Here is a 23,127-nt window from a genome sequence, read left to right as displayed (position 1 = left end):
GGCGTGCAAGACTGATGTCTTGCGCTTCGACGCGGTCACACTTGTCGCATCTGGTCGCGTGATATATTGCCCAGCCCAAGGAAATACCGTAATTCGCGGTACCCTCGCTGTGGTTTATGAGTGCGTCGATCAACCTTCACAAGCTCGCCGGCGAACTTTGGCGCAACCGTCAGCAGATCGTTACGGACTGGTATGCCGACTGGTTCTCGCCGGCCATCCTGGCGGCCTTTCCCGGTGAGTTTTCGGCCAGTCCGCAACAGGCGGCAATAACCCGGGAATTTCTCCTCCCCATGCTCGGCCTGCTGGTCCAGTATGCGCGCACCGGTGAGCAACTGTTCCGCGAGCAATACCTGTTCGAGTGGCGGCGCTATGCACCTCACCGTGAGGGCCAGGAAGCGCTGCAGGCCTACTTTGCGTCACTGGTGCCGGCGCATGAGCGGGCGCTGCTCAGCCGGGTGTCCGGCGAGGTTCGTCAGCCATTTGCAGACTGGCTGACTGAATTGCACCGGCCTTTGTGCGCACCACCCGCAGCTGACCGAACCACCCTCCGGATGCTGATGGTTGGCGACTGTGTGATGGCGGGTATCCAGGTGTTCCTGATTGGCGAGATGGCCAGACAGGGAATTGACCTGGATGTGCGCTACTACTACCTGTCGGCGCTGATGGGTGCCGATATCGACCAGGATGGCATAGCGGCTGCGATCAGAACCAGCAAGGTCGACATCATTGCTGCGAGTTATCTGACCTACAAGGGAATCCCGCTCTATCGCTCGCTGATGGAGGACGCAGGCAAGCACTCGGCGGAGGAGAAGCGCGCGCTGGTGGAAGCGATTACGCAGTATGTTGCCAGCCATGTCAGCCAGATCCGCGAACTTACCGATGTGCCGCTGTTGCTGCACAACGCATCCGGCCTGCCCTTGAGTCGATGGCGTTCGCGCCTGCCCGGTCTGTCGCCATTGACGCGGGCGCAGCGGGATGCGCTGCATCTGGTCAATACCGGGATCAGCCGCATCGCGGCCGCAACCGACAACTGTTTCCTGATCGACGAAAATGCCCTGACGGAACCACGAGGACTGCGCAGCGCGTCCAGGGTTCTGTTTCCGCAGCGCATGTTCCGCCACGCCCAGTTTCATCTGATCGACTTTGAGCGGCTGGCATCAATCGAGTATTCCGCAATTGTCAGCGACCTGGCGCGGCTCGCGAAAACCAAGCTGATCCTGGTCGACTTCGACAACACCCTCTGGACCGGCGTCATGGCTGATGGTCCGGTGGAACATCATCGCGACCGTCAGTTGCTGCTCAAGAAGCTGTCGGAACAGGGCATCCTCCTTGCCGCGGTCAGCAAGAATGACGAGAAGAACGTCCGCTGGGACGAGATGTTGCTGGCTGCGGATGATTTCGTTGCCCTGAAAATCAACTGGAACCTGAAGGCGCAGTCAGCGCGGGAGATCGCGGCGGACCTCAACCTGGGCATCGATTCATTCCTGTTGCTGGACGACAACCCGGCTGAACGTGAGCTGCTCAGGCAGCAGTTACCCCAGATCCCCGTACTTGATGCCACGGCACCGTCTGCCTGGGTGGCTCTGGGACGGCTGTTATTCATGCCGAATACAAGGGAGACAGAGGAGGCGCGCCATCGCAAACAGCTCTATCGCCAGCAGGCCAGCCGGCAGCAGACGGTTCGCTCGGGGGCCGACTACCCGGCACTGATGCGCACCCTCGAACTGAAGGCGACGATCGGTCCGGCAAGAAAAACAGATCTCGACCGGGTCGCAGAGCTGGTACAGAGGACGAACCAGTTCAATACGACCACCATCAGGTACGGGAAGCATGAACTCGACGGCTTGCTTCGAAGTGATGACGCGCGGCTTGTCGTCGGTGACCTGTCGGACAAGTTTGGCGCGCTGGGACTGGTGTGCGTGGCAGTCCTGCGTCTTGGGGAAGCAGAGGTGTTGATCGAGAGCTTCGTCATGAGTTGTCGGGCGATGGGTTTTGGAATGGAGCAGGTGATGCTGGCTTATATCGTCCGGCTGTGTGCCGGGCGGCCGCTCATCGGCCACTTTGTTCCCAGTGGGCGCAATGAGCCGTCGGCGAGCGTGTTTGCCAATGCCGGGTTTGGTCTGGTGGAGGAGGGTCGGTGGCTGCTGCCAGCGGGTACGGAGCTCGCGATGCCGGAGTGGATTTCCGTTGTGGAGCGCCGGGCCGGTATCGGTTGATCAGAGAAACGTGCTGTTGTCGTAGTCGCGCTGGATGATGCGCCCGGGATTGCCGAGTACCAGGCAACGCGGCGGAATGTCCTGATTTACCATCGCGCCAGCGGCGATTGTGGCGCCATCACCGATGTGCACGCTGGCGGTTATCGTTGCGTGTGCACCGATCCAGACCCCCGTCCCGATTACCGGCCCGGGTCCGTCTGCCTCGGGCCCGATACTGACGTGCTGCTGGATCGCGCAACCTGGTCCGATCTGACAGCGTGCCACCCGGATCCGGCCAAAATGGCCGACATAAAGGCCGGGGCCGATGTCAGCGCTTTGTTCCAGACGGATCCCATAGGCAAGGCGAATAAATGCCACCAGCAGCCAGTATGCCGGATAGAGACAGGCGGCAAGAAGCCAGCCGGGCAGATGCTGACGCAAGCTGGCGAGCCAGCGCCCGAAACGGTAGACGAACAAGGCCTGAAGGCCGAAGTTGTCGCCCGCGAGTCGCAGCAAGTCGCGGACACCAGGTGTGGTGTCGGCGCGATGAAAGCGCAGTACATCAGCGCGAATATGCGCAAACAATCAGTTGCCCCGCACGGCCGCGACGTATGCATCCGCGTCCAGGTCCGGCTGTTCGCGTAACGCGGTGTTGTCAAAATCGCGCAGTGCCATGCGCGCCGGATTGCCCTGCATGACGACGCCGGCAGGTATGCTCCTGGTGAGTGCAGTACCGGGCAGCAGGGTGGCGCCATCGCCGATGGTCAGCGATCCGTAGACCACGCAGTCCGCACCTATCCAGACGTTGCGGCCGATCTCGGGCAGCCCACCGTCCGCAAGGCTCATGCCGATGGTCGTGCGCGGGCCGATGACCGTACCAGTACCCATTTTCTTCGCGCCAAAGATCAGGCAGCCCTGATCAGGCATGCACACGCCGCCTTCAATATCGCTGCGCCCGAGGATATCGCTCTTGGTAAATACCTTGACCAGCCACTCCAGACTGCTCAGCGGAATACCGATCAGTCGCAGGTGCCAGCTGCCCCGCGATGGGCCGGTCCAGCGGCTGACCCACCAGTGGGAGAGGCGATGCACCAGCAGCAACCACAAACCCCGCGAACTCAACAGCAGCCAGAAACCGGAGAGCAGGCGGACCGGCTTGCCTGGCCAGCGGCGCCGGTGACAGAGATCCAGATCAGCTGAAAATCGTGCCATGGCCACGGCTACTTTGCCGGGATGGCGCCGATGACATTGAGGAACTCCGTGGCGGCCAGCAGCTCTCCGCGCTCGTTCAGATGGCCGCCGTCATCGGTAAGTGCAGGATCAAGGGCCTCGACATCGCGACCGGCAACGCGTACTACCGTATGTGTGCCGCCGCCATCGGCTTCCACGCGCGCCAGATCGAACAGGCGACTGCCGGATTTGTAGTGTGCCCGGACGAGTTCGTTGAACTCGGCACGTTTGGCATTTTCGATGTACTGTGCCGGCTGCTTTCCAAGCAGGCGCTTGACCAATGCTTTTGGGCCTGTCTGCACCGCTGCCAGCGGCGCGGTGACTGCAACGAAGCGCGTATCCGGATATTTCTGACTGAGCGCATCCAGGCCGCTGATATATGCTTCGGCAAGCTGCCGGGCGTCGGTCTTTGCATTGAAGTCGATGTAGCAGAGCTTCATCAGCGCGATGTCTGCACCTCGGGCCGCGCCCTCATCCATTGCAGCGGAGAAGTCCCTGATCTTGCCCAGTGGGTCCTCGTTTCGACCGACGTTGAAATGGGTGATGCCGGTACCAGCCGGCGCGCCACGCTGTTCGCGAACCGGCAGCGTGATGCCGTCGCGGCGGGCGAGCTGTTCCACGCCGCTCAGGATATTCGTGCCTACTGACTGGTGGGCAAAGACGATTGTCTTGCCGCTCAGTGCGGACCAGTCGATGGCGTCGTGTCGTGCTGTCATGTTTTCCTCCTGGGGATTGCAGCCACTGAGCACCATCAGGCTCAGTGCAATCCATTTCCACGGTCTTGTCATCTTCCTGACCTCTCGTGCAATGAATTCCTCGATCGTGCAAGTCGACGGTAGTTGTTCAGCAGACCGAGTGCCCGGCCGCAATAGAAGGCCGCGGCCACCGGAATCATCCGCAGCAAGGTTGCGAGCCGGTCGTGCCGCTGAGCTGCCTTGGCAATCGACATCAGCAGTACTGGTGGTGCCAGCAGCAAGCCAGCGACTGCCCAGCCTGCAGCTCCGGACCATGGCGTGGTCAGAACGGTCAGCAAACCAAGCGCATAGGAGTGTGTCATGAGCAGTTGCGGTTCGCGCCAGGTCTCGGCGACATCCAGCTGATAGCTCCCATGCCAAAGCTGCCGGCGCGCGACAGCACCTAAGGTACGCGGATACCCCAGATGTATCACACAGCTTGCCTCTACCGCGAGTACCTTTAGGCCGCGATCGCGTACCCGGCGACAGAAATCGTCGTCTTCCCCGGCAGAAAGCTGTTCATTGAAGCCGCCGAGTGCGGAAAACAGTTCCCGCTCAACGACTATGCTGCCACCTGGCAGGGCAGCAACCTCGGCAGTCGGTGCGGGTCTCGTCGGTGCCCATGCGTGCTGTACCCAGGTGCCACGAGGGTCCGCGAGATAGCCGCCCCCGGCAACGCCGACTCCCGGAGTCGCCAGAGCACTGACCGCAGCCGACAGCCAGTTGGTGTGCGTTACGCAATCGGCATCCACGAAAGCCAGGATCTGGCTGCTGGTCGCTCGTGCGCCACTGTTGCGTACCGCGCCCACCCGCCCCCGGGGGTGGTGGAGTACATTGATGCCGTGTGTCCGGGCAATTTCCGCGGTCGCATCAGTCGATCCGTTGTCGCTAAGAATGATCTCGATATGGTCTGCCGGATAGTCCTGCAGGGCCAGCGCTTGCAGGCACCGGCTCAGGTAATCCGCCTCGTTCCGGGCCGGTATGACGATGGCAACCGTCGGTATATCGGATTTGTCGCCCAGGCTGTTCATGCCGCATGCCGCCTCTGGTGGTCATCGGTGCTGTGGTACAGGGCGAGATACTGTGCAGCACAGTTTTCGACCGACAGCCGTTTTCGTATTAAGGATATTTTCACCGTGAAATCCGGATCTGTGGATGAGACGTTGCGCAGGGTATTTTCCATGGTTTCCGAGAGCGCGTCCGGCGAGAGGTCTCTGGCGAAATGAATCATGCCGCCGCCGAGGATGGCATCAATCTCCCGCGATGGCTCGATGGGTGTACTCACGACCGGACAGCCGGCGCAAAGCGCCTCCATGGTAACCAGGCCCAGCCCTTCATAATCTGAACTCAGCACGAACAGGGCTGCTTTCTCGTAGAGCGCAGTCATGTCGGTCACCTGGCCCAGCAGCGTGACGTGATTCTCGAGCTGCAATGTACGAATCATGTCCTCCAGCATCCCGCGCTGCGAACCTTCGCCCGCAATGGCAAGTTGTGCTTCGGGCACTGCATGCCGCAACGTCGAAAAGGCCTTCAGCAAACGCGGATAGTTCTTCTGCGCTTCGAGCCGGCCTGCCGTCACGATCAGGAGATTGCCGGCGTTGTGCGGCGTGGGCATTGGCTGAACTGTGCTCACTCCGTTGTAAATGGTGAGCACTGGCCTGGCCATCTGCCATGGCAGACTCCTGGCAACGGCATTGCTCACGCATACGACGGTGGAGGCGGTGTAGCCGAGCGCCTTGCCCTCGATGTGGCGCTTGATCAGGGAGCGCGCATCCCGTGCGGAGAAATACGGATAGGGTGCATGAACAGTTCTGACATGGCAGGTGCCACGGTTGCGTCCGGTGGCCGCCAGCAGGCTCGGCAACATGGAATGTGCGTGCACGATATCCGGACGCAAGGCGCGAATCATGTTGCGGTATCCGGCTATCGTCTTCAAGGGATCCCGACGAATATTCATCACGGTCAGCGAGCAGGCGTCCCTGCCGGCAGCATCAACTGGCGCGACCACATCGCTCAGATAGAGCAGGTGGGTTTCAACCTCGTGCTGACGGAAACCGGGCAACATCGCAGTGACGAGTGTTTCGATCCCGCTGCCCGCATTGGGCAGTACATGCAGGACTTTCATGCCCGAAATCCCAGCCGCCGACGCACTTTCGCGGTCAGAAACCGCAGCTTCAGCCGCGATTCGCCCTGTGGAAAGTGCATCAGGAAGTAAAGCGCCTTGCGGATCTGCAGCGCCCGAAGCTGGTCCGGCTGGCTTGGGCGCTTTTCAAGCAACTGTTCGCAGCGGGTACCCAGCGTTTGCAGAAAACGGGTCTTGTGATCGTCAGTCAGGAGTTGCAGTTCCATGCCCGCAGTCAGGCGGAATGGCAGCAGCGTGTCCAGAATATCGCCCTCTGCCGGAATATCGGCCAGCAGTACGGCCGCACTGGTCAAGGCCGGATGCCAGTGCAGGTCGAACAGGCAGTCGCCGAGACCTGAAGCGACAAGGCTGTGACCGTGCCGGAAAACCGGCTGAAAAACATGGCTGTGATGAATCAGGATCAGGCGTGCGCCGGCCGTGGAAAGCGCGTTGATCGCCGACATGGTGCCAGGGTCCGGCAGCAGCCGGCCTTCTTCGCCCGCATGGAGAGCGATGACCACACACGCACCAGTGGCCGCCAGGCTGCTGATCTGTTCCAGCAGGGCGTCCGGTTCCGGTGCCGCATAGCTGTTCGTCGACGTCCCCCGGGGGTCCGGCACAAAGGATGCGCCGAGGAGGGCAATGCGGATTGCGCCAAAGTTATGGATGACCGGTACGGGGAGTCCGCGCTCGTCGGCAAGTCCGATGACATCAAGCCCGGCCTTGCGACACGCATCCACAGTGTCCCGGAAAGCCTCGATGCCATGCTGCAGGGAATGATTGTTCGCAACACTCACCGCGGTAAACCCGGCTTCACGCAATGCCAGGGCCCAGTCAGGCGGACCGCGAAATACCCGGCTCTCAACCGGATCAGGCACGTTGCTCCGCAAACTGAGTACCCCTTCGAGGTTGCACAGTGCGATATCAGCATCCTGCAGCGCGGGTGACAGCGCCTTGAGTGCCTGGCCGCGCTGTCTCGCGGACAGCGAGCCGGCACCGTGACCGAAGCTGAAATAGTGATCGCCGGGGCAGATATCCCCGACTGCTGCCAGCCTGACCACGGACCTGACCATCAACCTGGCCGCTGTGTCTTTGGCAGCAGGCTTTTCACCGAGCGGAACTTGCCGTTCGGTTCCTTGTCGATGCTCTCGACGAACTCGATGCTTATGTGAACATCGGTGCCGATTCTCTCGCTGAGGTTGCTGACCAGCCCCGCGCCGTTCACCTGGCTGCGGTCATCGCTGACGATACGCACCACAACCTCATCCCGGGCCGTCTGCAGGATCTGGCTCTCACGGATACCCGTCACGCCCTTGAAGGCCGGGTCGAGACGTCCGACATGGCGCCCGGAAGGCGTGATGATCACATCGTCGATGCGACCTTCGATCGATTCCACAACCGGGGCGTGTCGACCGCAGGCACAGGAACTGTCTGACAGCCGGCCGACATCGCCGATCAGATAGCGAATCAGCGGCATGGTGGGATTGATCAGCCCGGTCAGGCACAGTTCGCCCATTTCGCCAACCGGTACTGGTGCGCCATCAGCGTCGACGATTTCCACGATGCCATACTCCGGGGCAACATGATAACGACCGTGCTCGCACTCGGCGAAAAACCCGGCCATCTCGGCGCTGCCGTACTGGTCGCGTACCGGACAACAAAATACCTCCTCGATGGTCTCGCGCTGCGAATCCAGCAGGGTTTCCGAGGAAGTGACGATTACCTTCGGGCGTATCCGGTGTTGCTGCCCGCGCGATTTCAGGAAACTGGCAATCCGGTAGATGGAGGATGGGTATGAGTCGATGAAAACCGGCTGCCTTCTTTCAAGTTCACGGATGTATGCGGGGATATTTGCATCACTCAGGTTGTATGAGGAGAACAGCGTATCGTGCATGGCGGCGTTGCGCCGCCATGGCGTGTCTCTGCCCCGGCCGGATGCACTGAAGAGCCGGCCGGCGAAGGTTGCGCTCTCATCAAAAGGGCTCACCCCGTGCCAGCCGAGAAAGCGGGCGAAAAAGGCATAGTTGCGCCGGATTGCGGCGCTGGTCGTGGTGACTTTCAGCGGACTCCCGGTTGAGCCGCTGGTCTGGATGTCGACGGTGGCCCCTGCGCTCACTGCGACAAAATCTGCCGGCATGGCCCGCAGCCTTGATTTTGGCAGAACCGGAAATGCCGCAAGCATCTCTTCAGCACTCATCGATCCGAGCCGGGCTGGATCCACTGCACATTGCTTCCGGTAGTAAGACACGGTGCTGACCGCATGACTCAGCATTGATCCGAGGAGACGCGCCTGCAGTTCGGCAAGCTCGGCAGTACTGTAGCGATCGCTGCGTTCGAGTTCGGCGTAGATACTGCGGAACTCGCCGCCATATCGCTGCTGGCGCAACTGCCAGCCATAGGCGCTGATCGCGCAGTTTTGCAGCCAGACCGGACTGCTGTTCAGAAGTTGCGTGGCAACTGCGCTCACCATGGCCTGCAGACCTGCAATCAGGTGGTCCCTGCGGCGATGAAGGTCGCGTGCAGAGTCATGGTGGAGAGAATGCCGATGAAAGCCATGTTGTCACCAAAGCCGATGGCTTTGCCGCTTCGACATTTTTCCGTCAGACGGGCCACCGCAAGCGGGTCGAAGTAGCCCGCGTCGCGGACTCTGCCGGCGTCAAGCATTTCTACAACCAGCGGGTGCGGTTGCCCGGCGGCGAAGAAGCTCTGGCTGTCCGGCGAGCGGTAAGGCTGCTTCACCCGCGCACGGATCTGGTCCGGCACCCAGGGCGCCACAGCCTGCTTGAGGATGTGTTTCTCCCGCATTCCAGACAGTTTGCTTGATGGCGGCAGGCGACAGGCAAATTCGATGACACGGTGGTCGAGATAGGGGAAGCGGCCTTCGATGGAGTTGGCCATGGCCATCCGGTCGCCTTGGGTGCTGAGCAGATAGCCCGACATCAGCGTGTGAGCTTCGATGTACTGGTCCCTGCCCAGTGGTGGCCAGGCCGGCGTGACCCGTGGAAAGGCGTCGGCCAATGCTGCGGCTGCGTCAAACTTGCGCGATTCCTCCCGCAGACCTGCCGACAGGAACTGCAGACTGCGCTGCGTTGTCCGGATCCGTGGCAGGTGGGCAAAGGCGGTGTGTTGCGGGTCCTCCTTCCCCGCGGCGAAAAACTGCCTGGCGAAGGCCTGGCTGCGGGTCGGTGAGTTGGCCAGGTAGGGGTACAGACGTTCAAGCAGACGCCCGCGCCATGCCGAGTCCGGATTACCTGCAATCCAGCGGCGAATTTTCGCCTCGCGAAACAGGTCGTAGCCGGCGAATACTTCGTCGGCACCTTCACCCGTGAGAACGACCTTGTAGCCGGCCTCCCGTACCCGCTGTGCCAGCAACATCAGGGGCACCGGTGCCGTGCGTACCATCGGTGCCTCGACATGGCGGATTGCCTGGCCGAAGGCTGCGGCGATGTCGCCGTGTTTGCAGCAGAACTCGGTACGCTCGACACCCAGTGCTTTACCCATCAGGCGCTGAAAATCACCCTCGTCGAATTCGGCATCCTCGAAGGTCAGCGAGAAGGCCCGCACCGGCTGGCGGGTGATACGCTGCGTAATGCTCGTGATCGCGGATGAGTCCAGCCCGCCGCTGAGGTAGGCGCCGACCGGGACATCGGAGCGCAGCTGCAGTCGCACGGCGTCCTCGAGCAATGCGCGCAGTTCCTCGACGCGCTCCTGGTGGTTGCCCCGGGGAGGAGCCGGGTTGCTGAAATCCCAGTCCCAGTAGCATGTGACCTTGCTTTGCGTGCCTTCGACAATCATCAGGTGTCCGGGGGGCAAGGCATGGATTCCTTCGAAGGCCGAACGGCCTTCCAGGGGGCACCAGTAACTGAAAGTCTCGATCAGGCTCTGGGCATCCAGGCGCGGCGTCAGACTGCCTTCCGCCAGTATCGCCTTGACCTCGGAACCGAAAAGCAGTCGCTGTCGCGACCATGTGTAGAAGAGGGGCCGGATGCCGACCCGGTCCCGTGCCAGTATCAGGCGACGTGCCGGTGCGTCCCACAGGGCGATCGCAAACTGGCCGTTCAGATGCTCTACAAAGCGCTCACCGAAGTCTTCGTAGAGGTGCACCAGGACCTCGGTGTCCGATGTGGTGTAGAAGCGGTGTCCACGCGCCTCCAGTTCCGCTCTGAGTTCCAGGTAGTTGAAGATCTCGCCATTGAACACGACCGAGACGGTCCCCGATTCGTTGTGAATGGGCTGGTCGCCGGTGGTGAGGTCAATGATGCTCAGGCGCGCGTGCGCGAGCCCGATGCCGGGCGCCATGTGGTATCCGAAACCGTCCGGCCCACGGTGCCGCAGGCTATGAATCATCCTCTCGAGATCCGGCCGCTCTGATGGCCGCTCACCCGGCGGAGAAAAGATTCCGGCGATTCCACACATCTTGCGGGACCAGCCTGCTGCTCAGCTGTCCAGTTCCGGTACCTCGCCTGCCAATACCGGCGGCATATGCAGGTAGCGGGTCGTCTGGCGCTTGGCGCGGATATCGGCATAGACAGCTTCAGCGGTCGCTTCATCAACGCCAATGGCTGATGCCAGTTCGCGTGCCGGCCGGTTGTGGTTGAGCGCCCAAAGGGCAAGGTCCATCTGGGCATACGGCAGGGCGAAATAGAACTCGTCCTGACCTTGCGCGAGACTGTAGGTGTCGGTGGTCGGTACGGCGGCACACACGCGCTCGGGCAGACCAAGGTGACGTGCCATGGCATAGACCTGGGACTTGTAGAGATGCGCGATGGGCTTTACGTCGGCTGCGCCATCACCGTTCTTGACGAAGAAGCCCTGGTCATACTCGAGCCGGTTTGGTGTGCCGACAACAGCATAATTCAGGCGGTCGGCATGAAAATACTCGAGCGTCTTGCGAATTCGTTGCTTGAAATTCGTGGCGGCCACGATCTGCAGGTACGGCTTCAGTCCCAGGGATTCCTCGATCCGGGTTCCGTCCGGCGCCTCGGCGATGATCCTGAAATGATTGATCCGGCCGGCGATCCCGCCGGAGATCACGATCTTCATGCGCCAGCCTGTGGTGTATGCCGGAATGACCGATCGCACGGCCTCATCCCGCCAGCGATAGCAGCCGATGGCTTCGAGCGTGGCTGCGATATTGAAGGTTTCAACCTTGACGCCCAGATGACGGGCGAGAAGTGTGGCGCGTACCGCGCTGTCGTCCGATGAATCCTGTTCCGGCAGGATCAGCCCGAGGATGCGGTCCGGCCCCAGTGCGCGAACGGCCAGCGCAAAGGATACCGAGCTGTCAATGCCGCCGGAAATGGCCACGACCAGGCCGCGTCGATGCAGAGTCTTTGCCGTGATGTCGCGCAGTCGGGATGCGATGCGCGTGGCTTCCTGTTCCAGATCAAGATCCAGTACCTTGGCGTCTAGGGTGTTCAATGGACTTCCTTCGTGCTTGTGGCCGGTTTCGGGGACGATAGTTCAATACGGCGCAGTTTTCCGGAGGCGGTGCGCGGCAGGGTGGCAACTATCTGTACCTGCTTGGGTATCTTGTAGCTTGCCAGCATGTCCCGGCACCGCGCCTTGATTGCTTCGACGCTGATGTCGTGACCAGGTTCCGGTACGACCCAGGCTGCGATCGTCTGGCCGAGCAGCTCATCATCGATTCCCGCGATGGCAACTTCGCTCACGCCGGCCAGCCCGGCGATCACCTCTTCGATTTCGCCGGGGTGGACGCGATGTGCACCGGTCTTGATGATATCGCTGCGCCGGCCGACCAGAAACAGGAAACCCTCGTCGTCGCGATAACCGATGTCGCCGGTCTTCAGCCAGCCGTCAACCAATGCAGCTTGAGTGGCGGACTCATCATGCCAATAGCCCTGCATGACATTTGGCCCGCGGACCCACACTTCGCCGGTATCGTATGACTTGAGTGTGCGGCGCTGCTCGTCACGGATTTCAATCTCGACGCCGGATACGGGTATTCCGGCTGAGCCAGGCTTGTCAGCCAGCCGGTCCGGCGGCACGTAGCTGAGCCGGGCGGTTGCCTCGGTCTGGCCATACATGATGAAGATCTGCGCCTGCGGGAGCGCTTTGCGCAGCTTTTCGACCAGTGTGGCAGGCATGGCGGCACCCGCTTGCGTGACGTAACGGAGCGAGTCCAGCCGCATGCTTGCCAGGTCAACCCGCGACAACAGCAATGCGAAAGTCGAGGGGACACCCGGGAATCCGGTAACCCGCTCTCTCACCATGGTCTCGGCAAGTGCATGCGGGAAGACCAGGTTCTTCTCCAGTACGATCGTGGCACCGACGGCCAGGTGTGTGTGTAATACCGAGCTGCCATAGGAATAGTTGAACGGCAATACGGAAAGCACACGGTCTTCGCGTGTCAGTTCCAGATAATCGATGATGGCAGCGACATTGGCGCTGATGTTTCCGTGCGAAAGCATTACGGCCTTCGGGTGACCAGTGGTCCCGGATGTATAAAGCAGCATGGCAAGATCGTCAGCCTTCAGTTTCGCCGGGGCCGGGATTGCGGTGTCTCCAGCAGATATGAGGTCATCGATCATTGGCACCAGCGTGTTGCTGGTTTCGGCTGTGCCGACAACGGTATCGAGATCCCGGTAGCCTGGCTCACAAACGATGATCCGTGCGCCGGCATGTTGCGCCAGGGCACATGCTTCCTGTCCGCGTGCCTGCGGATTGAGTGGCACGATGACGCCGCCCGCCAGCCAGGTTCCATAGATCAGCGCCACCGCTTGCGGGCAATTTGGCAGCAGCATTGCAACACGGTCACCGGGCGATATGCCGCATTCGCAGAGATGGGCTGCAACAATGCCGGCCATTTTGTAGAGCTGGGCGTAGGTCAGCCTGTGGATGCCGTCCACGATGGCCAATGACCCGGGTTGCTCCCGGGCCTGTCTTCCTAACGTTTCCGGCAGCGAGTCCATATCTTTGGTACCGGCCGGCTACTTGGTTCGCACTCTGTCGACAAAGGCCGCGATGGCGTCAATCGAGTCGAAATTCTCGGGAGTCATTTCTTCGTCGCTGATCTTTATCGAAAACTCTGTTTCCAGAAAGACAATGACCTCCAGGATACCCGTCGAGTCGATCACACCCTGGCCGATAAGGGAGACATCATTGCCTATCGCATTGGCATCGTCGGTAAAAAGGAAGTTACCGAGAATAAATTCCTTGATTCGCTGCTGTTCGCCCATGCGTGCTCCAGAGGTCAGTGTCGATCAGGGCGCCATTATCACCTGATTCCAGGTCGTGGCAGTGCGAACTCATCCCCATAATTCCCAGCGGCCCGCACCCAAAACCGCGACCGCGACAAGCGCATTGCTGGTTATATGCGCAACTATGGCGTCGCCAAGGTGGCCACGCCGGTAGAGTGCCAGCGCAAAACCGGCCCCGGCCACGGTTCCTGCCAGCCAGCTGTCATGCATCAGGCCAAAGAGGGCCGAAGACATCAGGAACGACAGCCAGGTGAAACTGCCCGGCTTTACGTTCTCGAACTCCGTAGCGACCAGCTTGTGGAGCAGATAACCCCGGAAGGCAAGTTCCTCCGCAATTGGCACGGTAAGCACGGAGCCCAGGATCCGGAACACGATCCAGCCAGCTGAAAGCCAGCCTGGCATGGTCGCCAGAGTTGCGGTCAGCATTGTCGCGGAGCTTTCGTCATCGGGAACAAGCAACAGCCAGACAACGCCTACCGCAATGCCGATCGCCACGCCGTGCAAGGATGGTGTTTTCATGAGCGGTTTGTAGTTGCCACGAAAATACCAAAGCACTCCCGCTGTCACGATGACGTTGACAGGGTAGAGATACGGAAAACCGCTTGAAGATGCAGCCACCAGCATGGCGCTGGCGAGCAGTGCCAGCAGGGGTATCAGTAGCGATGGTGCCGAGCTCGTACCTGCAGGATGCTGGTCCCGGACAGTTTCCATGTCGGCCGGAATGGCAAGAAAATGGCGATGGGCAAGAAAAATCACGCCAAATGCGACGACGCTGAAACCAATCCAGCCCGCCTGCGAGTGGAAACCGTCGACCGCAATATTCGGTGAAATGAATGCGCCAATCGAGACCAGTATCACGATGCGCAGGATGTTGGTGATCCAGATGATGGTGATGCCGACGGGAAACAGCAGCAAGGCGGCGGGGAAGCGCAGTTCTTCTCTGAACAGCCAGAGATACAAAGCTGTAAATACGGTTATCAGCGCAATGCCCTCAAGACCGGAACACGCTGGTGCGATTTCGACCAGAAAGGAATTTACGCCGAGAATTGCCCGTGTCGGGTCAAGATAGACATCTGCGTAGACGGCTGACAGCAGGTTGTAGGTGCACCAAAGGGTGATATCGGTCAAGGGTGTCCAGAGTTCCTGTGTCAGCTGACCGCCCGCCCATGCAACGGATCCGGCGATTACCGCCAGACCGGCTGCTGCCTTTTCCCGGCGCGCCAGATGCAGCCATCTGGAGGCGGGGGCGATTATGAATAAAAGGCAGAAGAGCATCACGGTACCGGCTGTTATCCAGCCAGTCAGCCAGCCTGGTGAGAGACCGGAACTTCCGGCAGCAGGTCCGAATACCGGCCATGACAGGTCGACAAAGAGGAGAAAGGCGGCTGTATGGCATGCCAGCCATGGCCACCAGCGATATCCATCCTGATCCAGCAAGTCCCTGACGACAGAACCAAGTCGTTTGCTGATGATCAGCAACAAGGTCGCCAGGAAAGCGACGACAAACGAACCGACGGAGCCTACGGAGACGTTTTCATTGACTGAGCTGATGAATTGGGCGACCCGTCCGGGCTGGGCAGAAACATCAGGAAAGGCGAGAAAGAGGCGCGCGCTGGCCAGTTCCGCCACCATCAATACGCCTACCGCAAGCCAGCGCAAGCTGATCAGACTTGCACTGGCGGGCCAAGGCGGCTGGCTCTGCAGTGCGTTGCCCCGCTCAGGCATTGGAGGACCGGGTCAGCTTACAACGCACCGGTTCGATAGCTGAGTGATGCCAGATAGATCGTTTCGTCGTAGCTGTAGGCGGTATTCCCCGAACGATCTTCCTTGCGTCCCTCAATACCCAGAAATAGCGAGCGGCCGATGCGCCAGTCGAGGCGGGCGCTGTAGCGATCTGTCTTGTCGCTGCCCGCGTTGGCATCGAAGTCGCGGTCCTCGTGAAAGAGCGCTACCGTTGCCTCCAGGTGTGCGGTAAGGCGCCGCGTGGCCTCGACGCCCAGAGACCACCGGCTGCGATCCTGCCCGATGGTATCCGGGTATGTTTCCTGTCCGATGTCGCCAAAGAATCGCAGCCGCGTGCGCGGGCGCACGAAGCGTAGTGCCAGCCTGGCATTGTCATTGCGCATGGCCAGCCCCGACAGTTCTACATCCTGGGTGCCACCGAGCTCTGTGCCGCCGCTAACGCCGTAGACAAACTGGTCATCCGCATTGCCAAACTCGGAAAGCGCGCCGAGTTCAAGCGCCCATGAAGGGGACAGCTGCCGTATCCAGTTGATCCGGACAAGGGCGGTATGGTCGGTCTGGTCTCCACCGTCCAGAATGCCGATACCGAGGTCGGCGGTGAGGGTCTGGTTTGTGCCCCTGGACTCCATTCGGGCAAAGACTTCCCGCTGATCGTAGCCCGGGTTGCCCGCGCCGCTGAAATCAACACTGCTGGCGCTGACATTCAGCGACCATGCCACGGCAGGCGAAGTGTGCCGGACCAGTGCAATATCACCGCTGACACGCTCGTTATCTACGCTGTTGGAGTTCTGGTAGTTTGAATCCTGGTAGCGTCCCCTGATAACCATTTCTGTAGACCGGCCGAGATGCAGGCGTATATCAGGTCCGGTGGAGAAGATATTGACATTTTCGCGGTTATCCGGTGTCGATGGTGTAAATGCATCGCTCAGCACCTGGCCGAATGTGTCGTCTACCGACCACGTGACAGATTCACCGATCAGGCCAATGCGCAGCTCCGCGGCACCTGAGCCCAGAAAATCGTCGTTATAGGTGTTGTCAAAATAGTCGCGAAAACTTCCCGCACCGCGTAATCGGCCATCGATGCGTGAGCCGTCCCGCGTAACTTCGATGTGTCCGCCGATACTGCCAATGGTGTCGCTGATTTCATCACTGCTCACCCGGGTGGCATTGTCAGTGTGACCGATGGTCGCCTCGACCCCCCAGTCCAGATCGGCGGAGAGTACCGGCAGGCTGAGAAGTCCCGATACCAGCCCGGCGACGACTGGATTCAATACGCGATTGCACATGTCTGGATTTCCCCCGTTTCGCAGTCCGCTGGCTGTGCTTACGCCAGCCAGCCGGCTCACTGTACGGGCGCATTGTATGGCGATAAACCCCAAAGAGGGCGTTTTGGGGATCCAGCGGACTGGAGGAGCCGGGCTTTTTTACAGAATCGTCTTGCTGGCGAGGCCCGATGCTTCGCTTTCTGTACCGTCAGTACTGAAGGATCGCATGGAGAAGTACCAGGTGGATGGAGAGAGATTTTCCACCATATAGCTCGTCAGGCCCGGGTTGCTGAGTTCGACAACCTGGTTCAGGTTGGACGGACTGGTTCCGTAGTAGATGCGATAGCCCGCAAGGTCGGTCAGTGGTGAGCCATCGGTATTCTGGGTGGGCGGGATCCAGGATATCGTTGCAGTACCGTTCGTGACTTGTGTGACGGTGATCGTGAAAGCTGCCAACGCGACCGTCGTCGTGCCATCGCTGACGCGGATGACGATACCCGTATATGAGCCGACGTCAGCCGGCGCCGGTGTTCCATTCAGGCGACCAGTGGTGGTATTGAACGCTGCCCATGCCGGCTTGCCGCTGATGGAAAAAGTGAGAGTGTCGCCATTCGGATCGGATGCAGACGGCCGGAAGCTGTAGGCCTGGCCGGCAACGATGGTGGTGGGTGGCGTACCGCTGATCGTGGGCGGCAAATCGGTCTGCGGTGCTGCCTGTACCTGAATTGAAAATGCCGGCAAAGATACGCTGGCAGTGCCGTCGCTGACGCTGATGACGATGTTGCTGCTGGTGCCGATATTGTTGCTGGCAGGGGTACCAGTCAGGGTTCCTGACGCAGGATCAAAGGAAGCCCACGCCGGCTTGCTGGAAATCTGAAAACTGAGCGTGTCGTTGTCGGCATCGGAGGCGGCGGGATGAAAGACGTAGGTTGCGCCGACCTGTGCAGTTGTCGCCGGTGTTCCCGCAATCTGCGGGGCCCTGTTCTGGGCGGGTTGGGATGGAATCTCGGAAGGTGTGCTTGTTGAAGCACCACCGCCGCCACCGCCACACGCAGCCAAAATCAGTGCAATCGCACTGACAGCCAGGTATCGGGCTGCAATTTTGCCGAATTGGTTCGTAGACCGCCCCATCTGCCCATCCTCTGTGCGTTCTGCCCGAACGCCGTGCTACGTATGAGGGGATGGTCAGAAAGAGCCCGCGGCCACGACAGCCGCAGAGGCTGTGGTGGTAACAAAAACCCTTTACTGGCAACCCCGCTATCATGGGCTCACGCCCGAAGACCGGTAGCTTTGCGTCCCCGCCTTTCGACGGGTTTGCCCTTGCACACGGCCAGTAAACCGCATGAAGTTGAGCTGCGCAAGCACTTAGTGACGGGGGATTTTACATCTTCACAGCGCGAGCCTCACGGTTTTTTTATCTGGTCGGGATTTGCTGTATTGCGTGCAAACTCGGGCCGCTGAAGCCGGGTTGCGGACGTCCGCCGCTTCCTTTGTGATCAGGGCTGAAAAATGTCGGGAATCAGCACGGTAAGGCAGGTTTCTCAATCGTATACTTGGTCTGGAAATCCCCCGTCACATGCAAGGCGGCAAAACAGGAAACTCCGGAAATGACTATCGATTCTGCATCATGCTGAAATTGTGAACATGTTTCGCGCCGGTAAACGTGGTCATGGCAACCCGATGGTGCTCATGGTCGTGGTGGATATCATCGCCGCGACGGTGGCATTTTGCCTGGCGATGTGGCTGCGTTTTGCGTTGAACGGGGCGACTCTCGAATGGCTTGTCGAGGCCACGCCGTACCCGGCAAGTTCCTTTGTATTCTGGGTCATGGTCGGCATGCTCGCGATGGGCCTCTATCGGGTGCGCCAGCGCCCAACCACCAAGGAAGCCATCGCGCGAGTATTGCTGGCCGTTGTGCTGGGCTGTCTGGCCAATATCCTGTTTTTCTATTTGGTACCCGATTTCTTCGTGGTTGGGCGCGGCGTGATGGCGCTGGCAATGGTCATTGCCTGCTTCATGCTGGTGGGTGTGCGTCTCGTGATGCTCCGTCTCATCGATGACAACCCGGTAAAGCGACGGGTACTGGTGGTCGGTGCCGGTGAATTCGCATCAAAGATCAGCATGCTTCGCCGTCGCTCCGATCGCCGGCGTTTTGAAGCAGTAGCATTCGTGGCGCTCGATGGCGAGCAGGAGCGCGCCGCGGAACTTGGTATCGGGCCGGTCATCAATGCTGACGACGCGGTCAACTGGAGATTCGATGAAATCGTCGTTGCGCTGGATGATCGACGGGGGATGTTGCCAATGGGGTTCCTGCTGCAGTTCAAGCAGCGTGGGGTACCGGTAACTGACCTGGTGGATTTTCTGGAGCGTGAAACCGAGTATCTCGATCTCGATATCCTCCGCCCGAGTTGGCTGCTGTATGAAAAAAGCAGTGAAACAAGCCTGATCTACCGGCTGCTCAAGCGGGCCTTTGATGTGTTCTTTGGGATCGTCCTGCTGATTCTTACGCTGCCTTTAACCGTGCTGGCCATTCTTGGCATTGTCATCGAGGATGGTATCGGTAAACCGATTTTCTATCGCCAGACGCGGGTAGGGCGGCACGGTCGTATCATCCGTCTGTACAAGTTCCGCAGTATGCGGATAAATGCCGAGCGCGACACCGGGCCACGCTGGTCTACAGCCGGCGATGACCGGATCACGCGCACAGGGAAGATCCTGCGGCGTTTCCGGATCGATGAGTTGCCGCAGATGATCAATATCGTCAGGGGTGATATGAGCGTTGTTGGGCCGCGGCCGGAGCGTCCGGAGTTCGTCGAAGATCTCAGCCGGCAGGTCCCGCTCTATTACTACCGTCATGGAGTACGGCCGGGATTGACGGGCTGGGCGCAGCTGAACTTTCCCTACGGCGCTTCGGTGGCGGACGCCCGCGAGAAACTGCAGTACGACCTGTACTACATAAAGAACGCCAGCCTGATCCTCGATCTGCTGATCCTGCTTCAGACGGCGGAAGTCGTGGTCTGGGGGCGCGGGACGAGCATGTCCGGGGCAGCGCCAGGCGCAGACCGGCGGGGGCGTGGCAAGCAGGCGGCGCCGGATCAGCCGAGGGCCTGAGTGCCAATATTGAGAAGCGTTGTGCGTTGACCCGTGTCGTCGCCCGAGTCGGTCGTAGCTTTTTCCACCAGCGCTGATCGTGGCTGCATGTCGTGCTGACGTTCAAGGTAGAACACCACATCGACTCCACCAAAGCTGATGATGTCGCCGGAACGCAATAGCGCGCGCCCGCGTGGTTTCTGGTTGACCAGGATGCCATTCCGGCTGTTCAGGTCTTCGATAACATAAATACCGCCGATGCAGTCTATAAGTGCGTGCCGGCGGCTGACCTCCTTGTCGATGATGACCAGATCGTTCGCATTGCTTCGGCCGATCACAAAGGGAAATGTTGAGGTCTCCATCTGCTCAAGGAGTTGCCCGGCGCGGTAGACCATCAGACTCACATGGCCATCTTGTGACTTTTCCCGGGCCGATGCGGGCGTCTCTTTCTCATGATGCGGGTTCTTGTCTTCAAACCATTGCCAGCGCAACTCATGAACGACGTTGTCGATGACTTCGATAGTCACCTTGTGACGCTCATCGACCATGCACGCAGTCAGGGCCGTGTCACACAGGGTGTTGATAAGCCGGGGTATGCCAAAGGTGAGGCGATGGATTTCAGGCAGCGTATCGGCCTCGAATATCTCGTCCGCGTTGCCGCCGGCCACCTGCAGGCGGTGTCGGATATAGTCGATGGATTCGGCTTCTTCCATGGCATCCAGCCGTTGCCTGAGCCGAGCCCGCTGTCTCAGCTGTGCGAGTCCCGGGGCGTCCAGAAGGTCGTCCAGCGAGGGTTGGCCAGTAAGTACGATCGAGACGATGCGTCTGTCACTGGTATCAATGCAGGACAGGAGGCGCAACTCCTCAAGCGCGGAACTGCTGAGGTTCTGGGCTTCGTCAACGATGATGACCACATGTTTGCCGGCACGGTGCTTTTCCAGAAAGAAGCCGCGCAGCGTATCGAGCAGCAGGACCTTTTTTCTGGTGTAGTTAGGCATGCCGAACTCCGAGAGCAGGGCCTGCAGCAGTTCGATATCCGAGAGTGTGGTGTGTACAAGCTTGGCGGTCACATACTCGGGGCCAAGCTCCTCGATCACCGTGTTCAGGATGGTGGTCTTGCCGATCCCGATCTCGCCGGTGATGATTACGAAGCTGTCACGGTTCAGCAGTGCGAACCGGCAGTTTGCTACCGCCCGGGCGTGCTGAGCCGTCATGAAAATGAATTTCGGGTCCGACGTCAGGTCGAACGGGCGGCACTGCAGATGAAAGAATTCTTCGTACATTCTGGTCCGTCGTTCCGTCAGGGAGCAGGATCCGGCCGGTTAACAGCCCCGTACCGGCGATATTAGTCCCGAGTATAGCCTGTGGAGCGTGCCTGGCTCACGGTTGGCGGCTGCCGGTCCGGTTCTCAGGGCTGCGGGCCGGCTTTGCCAGGGCGACCAGACTCCGTATATCATCTGCGCCGCAGCGGGCGATTAGCTCAGTGGGAGAGCGCTGCTTTCACACAGCAGAGGTCGAGTGTTCAATCCACTCATCGCCCACCATTTTTCGGCTACCGCCGGATTCCCACGCCCGTATAGATCAGGGAAAAGAACAGGCTGTTGTTCTTCTGCTTGGCACCATTGGCGTCGTCATTGTTGACCGAGTAGTTGTAGCTCCCGTTTACGGCCAGCGTCCGGGTCAACCGGTACCTGAGAGCAGCATTGCCTGAAAAGTACGCTCTGTCCTGGCGGCCGTAATTGCCGAGAGCGGAATCGCTGGTGTAGAGCAGGTTAAAGGAGCCATCCAGTTTCCGGCTTAGCGTGCGTTGGAAATTAACGCGAAAACTCTCTGACACAACGGATGTTCCGTTTGATCGAGGCGCCTGCGACTGGCTGTAGTCGATTGTCGTCGTCATGACCTCCGATTGCTGACGAAGCGTAATGCCACCAACAAAGTTGTTGCTGTTTTCGCTGATCGAACATAGCGCAAACGGATAGGTTGGGCAAAGAAATCCCGGGTTTTCCGGATCAAAGAAAAGTCCCTCGACATCCTGGGTGCTGCGTGAGCTGCCCAGGGTAACCGTGGTCGTAAGCGTTGGACTCAGTTTGCGCTCCAGGGCCAGGGTTCCGCCGAACGAATCAGTGTTGTTCCTGCTTGCTGAGTAGGGGTCACTTGCCTTAAAAGAGCCGCCGTTCACGGCCACCAGAGCAGATGTTTTTTCGCTAAAGGCGTGAATCCAGGTCGCCTGAATACTGCCGTTGGTGTAGTCATAATAGCCTGACTGTGGAGGCGCATCATATGTGATATCCGTCCAGTTAGCGGTGAGTTGGATGGAGTTTCGCGCCGAAAAAATATAGCTTAGCGACGGATCGAATGACCAGGTGCTCTGCGAGTCGTCCCTGGTTTGCCCTGGGTTTGCTGTATTGAACTCGCTGGTCCGGATACCGTTGTCACGGTACATCACACCCAGGTTCGCATTGGCGGTGTCCCAGTAGTGAGTTGCGTCAAGGTTGATCCAGTAGTCATCGTCGTCCAGCGGCTCGTTTGAACCGGCGAACCGGGAACTACGCAACCTTGGGGTCAGTGTGACAACATCGCGAGGAGTCTGAAGGGAGCCTTCCAGACGAAAGTCTGCAAACGCTCCGGTGGCACCGTCGTAGCTCTGCGTTTCAATCCGGTTGTATGGATTCGTTTCAGTGGTGATCCCGCCCTCGATACGCGGTGTCAGCTCCCAGTAGGCCCGGGCCGGCTGCGATGTCAGCAGACCTGGCAAGAGCGAAATCAGTATCGCCGCGGCTTTGATGTGCCGATAGCGAACCGGATTTCTGATCCTGCTCATTTGACGGCCTGCGCTATCAGGGGACAAGTACGGTATCGCCGGGCTTCAGCACGATATTTTGCTGCAGCCGCTTGCCATTGGCGATGTCGCCATACGCAAAGGTCGTTGCTGTTTGCGTCGCACCCTCGCGGCGCAATATCTTGATTTCGTCCAGTTTGGCGAATGGCGTCGTGCCGCCGGCCATGCTCAGTGCCTGAATTACATCGACATAGCGATTGATCGGAAATTCGCCTGGCCGGTTGACCTGGCCGATGACATATACCTTGCTGCCGCGGGGTTCAAAGATCGAAACGCTGACGACCGGGTCGGGGATATAGCGTGCGATTTGTGACGAAATATCGCGGCGTATCTCCTCGATGGTTCGGCCTTCTGCGCGGATGTCTCCGGTCAGTGGAAAGGAGAAGTAGCCATCGGGACGGACTACCACCTGCTTCTGCAGGTTCTCTTCCTTCCACACCAGTATCTCCAGTACGTCACCCGCATTGACCGGGTATGTGCCCACGCTTGGTGTTTCGTCCTCGGCCAGCGCAGGTTGCGGCACCAGGGTGTTCATCAGGATAAGCAGGGCTGCAGCTGTGCCCGCCAGAATGTTGTGAAACTGCCTTGTCATGCCGTTGCTCCTGCTGAAAGTGAAATGCGCTGCACACGATGCTCCCGGCCTTATGTTAACCGCAAGCCCCGGCTGCCTGAAGCCTTACCAACCCGTA

General features: G+C 59.7%; 19 protein-coding genes, 1 tRNA gene and 1 riboswitch. Of the genes, 3 read left to right on the top strand and 17 right to left on the bottom strand.

The window, feature by feature from the left end; all coding sequences use genetic code 11:
• Window positions 1-116 precede the first annotated feature (116 nt).
• A complete protein-coding gene (locus tag H6979_03835; GenBank protein ID MCP5138971.1) occupies window positions 117-2,216 on the top strand; it encodes an HAD-IIIC family phosphatase in 2,100 nt (699 codons plus the stop codon).
• On the opposite strand, the gene H6979_03830 is transcribed toward H6979_03835, so the two are convergent.
• The 14 genes from H6979_03830 to H6979_03765 form a co-directional block, all read right to left on the bottom strand.
• Window positions 2,217-2,780 (bottom strand): serine acetyltransferase, encoded by a 564-nt coding sequence (locus H6979_03830; GenBank protein ID MCP5138970.1) that lies wholly within the window; start codon window positions 2,778-2,780, stop codon window positions 2,217-2,219.
• Window positions 2,781-3,407 carry a hypothetical protein gene (locus H6979_03825; protein MCP5138969.1) on the bottom strand — a complete coding sequence of 209 codons (627 nt, stop codon included), beginning with the start codon at window positions 3,405-3,407 and terminating at the stop codon, window positions 2,781-2,783. It abuts the gene before it with no gap.
• An 8-nt stretch (window positions 3,408-3,415) separates the two neighbouring features.
• Entirely contained in the window at window positions 3,416-4,141 is a 726-nt protein-coding gene (locus H6979_03820; protein ID MCP5138968.1) for a hypothetical protein, read from the bottom strand.
• Window positions 4,142-4,209: 68 nt separating this feature from the next.
• Window positions 4,210-5,190, bottom strand: coding sequence for a glycosyltransferase (locus H6979_03815; GenBank protein MCP5138967.1), 981 nt, complete (start codon window positions 5,188-5,190; stop codon window positions 4,210-4,212).
• Window positions 5,187-6,284, bottom strand: coding sequence for a glycosyltransferase (locus H6979_03810; GenBank protein ID MCP5138966.1), 1,098 nt, complete (start codon window positions 6,282-6,284; stop codon window positions 5,187-5,189). The genes H6979_03815 and H6979_03810 overlap by 4 nt, the downstream gene beginning before the upstream one ends.
• Complete coding sequence (locus H6979_03805) at window positions 6,281-7,354, bottom strand: CapA family protein (protein ID MCP5138965.1); 1,074 nt, start codon at window positions 7,352-7,354, stop codon at window positions 6,281-6,283. Before H6979_03805 ends, H6979_03810 begins: the two co-directional genes overlap by 4 nt.
• Window positions 7,354-8,751 (bottom strand): phenylacetate--CoA ligase family protein, encoded by a 1,398-nt coding sequence (locus H6979_03800; GenBank protein ID MCP5138964.1) that lies wholly within the window; start codon window positions 8,749-8,751, stop codon window positions 7,354-7,356. The genes H6979_03805 and H6979_03800 overlap by 1 nt, the downstream gene beginning before the upstream one ends.
• Window positions 8,752-8,768: 17 nt before the next feature.
• Entirely contained in the window at window positions 8,769-10,697 is a 1,929-nt protein-coding gene (gene asnB, locus H6979_03795) for an asparagine synthase (glutamine-hydrolyzing) (GenBank protein ID MCP5138963.1), read from the bottom strand.
• Window positions 10,698-10,718: 21 nt separating this feature from the next.
• Window positions 10,719-11,702, bottom strand: a complete 984-nt coding sequence (nadE, locus tag H6979_03790) for an NAD(+) synthase (protein ID MCP5138962.1) — start codon at window positions 11,700-11,702, stop codon at window positions 10,719-10,721.
• On the bottom strand, window positions 11,699-13,213 hold the full coding sequence (locus H6979_03785) for an acyl--CoA ligase (protein ID MCP5138961.1): 1,515 nt from the start codon (window positions 13,211-13,213) through the stop codon (window positions 11,699-11,701). Before H6979_03785 ends, nadE begins: the two co-directional genes overlap by 4 nt.
• A gap of 18 nt (window positions 13,214-13,231) precedes the next feature.
• Window positions 13,232-13,480 carry an acyl carrier protein gene (locus tag H6979_03780; GenBank protein ID MCP5138960.1) on the bottom strand — a complete coding sequence of 83 codons (249 nt, stop codon included), beginning with the start codon at window positions 13,478-13,480 and terminating at the stop codon, window positions 13,232-13,234.
• A 69-nt stretch (window positions 13,481-13,549) separates the two neighbouring features.
• Window positions 13,550-15,226 carry an exosortase E/protease, VPEID-CTERM system gene (gene xrtE / locus H6979_03775; protein MCP5138959.1) on the bottom strand — a complete coding sequence of 559 codons (1,677 nt, stop codon included), beginning with the start codon at window positions 15,224-15,226 and terminating at the stop codon, window positions 13,550-13,552.
• A gap of 17 nt (window positions 15,227-15,243) precedes the next feature.
• Entirely contained in the window at window positions 15,244-16,530 is a 1,287-nt protein-coding gene (locus H6979_03770; GenBank protein ID MCP5138958.1) for a hypothetical protein, read from the bottom strand.
• Between the two features lie 138 nt (window positions 16,531-16,668).
• Window positions 16,669-17,640, bottom strand: a complete 972-nt coding sequence (locus tag H6979_03765; protein MCP5138957.1) for a putative Ig domain-containing protein — start codon at window positions 17,638-17,640, stop codon at window positions 16,669-16,671.
• A 113-nt stretch (window positions 17,641-17,753) separates the two neighbouring features.
• Window positions 17,754-17,838, bottom strand: a riboswitch (cyclic di-GMP riboswitch).
• 309 nt (window positions 17,839-18,147) lie between these two features.
• On the opposite strand from H6979_03765, the gene H6979_03760 reads away from it, so the two are divergent.
• Window positions 18,148-19,620, top strand: coding sequence for a TIGR03013 family PEP-CTERM/XrtA system glycosyltransferase (locus tag H6979_03760; GenBank protein ID MCP5138956.1), 1,473 nt, complete (start codon window positions 18,148-18,150; stop codon window positions 19,618-19,620).
• On the opposite strand, the gene H6979_03755 is transcribed toward H6979_03760, so the two are convergent.
• On the bottom strand, window positions 19,605-20,813 hold the full coding sequence (locus tag H6979_03755; protein MCP5138955.1) for an AAA family ATPase: 1,209 nt from the start codon (window positions 20,811-20,813) through the stop codon (window positions 19,605-19,607). The two genes, H6979_03760 and H6979_03755, sit on opposite strands and share 16 nt — an antisense overlap.
• A gap of 255 nt (window positions 20,814-21,068) precedes the next feature.
• Between H6979_03755 and H6979_03750 the strand changes: the two genes are divergently transcribed.
• Window positions 21,069-21,143, top strand: a tRNA-Val gene (locus H6979_03750).
• Between the two features lie 8 nt (window positions 21,144-21,151).
• On the opposite strand, the gene H6979_03745 is transcribed toward H6979_03750, so the two are convergent.
• On the bottom strand, window positions 21,152-22,420 hold the full coding sequence (locus H6979_03745; protein MCP5138954.1) for a hypothetical protein: 1,269 nt from the start codon (window positions 22,418-22,420) through the stop codon (window positions 21,152-21,154).
• A 16-nt stretch (window positions 22,421-22,436) separates the two neighbouring features.
• Complete coding sequence (locus tag H6979_03740) at window positions 22,437-23,030, bottom strand: polysaccharide biosynthesis/export family protein (GenBank protein MCP5138953.1); 594 nt, start codon at window positions 23,028-23,030, stop codon at window positions 22,437-22,439.
• Window positions 23,031-23,127 lie beyond the last annotated feature (97 nt).

Source organism: Chromatiales bacterium (assembly GCA_024234935.1).
Lineage (GTDB): Bacteria > Pseudomonadota > Gammaproteobacteria > Steroidobacterales.
This window is presented reverse-complemented; position numbering and strand designations above follow the sequence as displayed.